General features: G+C 62.7%; 1 protein-coding gene. It reads left to right on the top strand.

Annotation, left to right across the window (positions count from 1 at the left end; genetic code table 11):
• Nucleotides 1-225 (top strand): hypothetical protein (locus P0D80_RS51780; RefSeq protein ID WP_408296841.1); only part of this gene is annotated, 225 nt, incomplete at both ends.

The raw sequence follows: 225 nt of genomic DNA, 5'->3' as shown, positions 1-225 counted from the left end.
AGGACTCGCACGCAGCCACATCATCGTACTCGAGGCGCTGCTCAAGCTACGGCAGGTCTGCTGCGATCCACGCCTCGTCAAACTGGAGAAAGCCTCCCGCGTCAAGGAATCGGCCAAACTTGACCTGCTGCTCGCGATGCTGCCGGAACTGATCGACGAAGGCCGGCGCGTGCTGCTGTTCTCGCAGTTCACAGGCATGCTGGCGCTGATCGCTGCGGCGCTGGA

This window comes from Paraburkholderia sp. RL17-373-BIF-A, from assembly GCF_046030175.1.
Taxonomy (GTDB): Bacteria; Pseudomonadota; Gammaproteobacteria; order Burkholderiales; family Burkholderiaceae; genus Paraburkholderia.
This window is presented reverse-complemented; position numbering and strand designations above follow the sequence as displayed.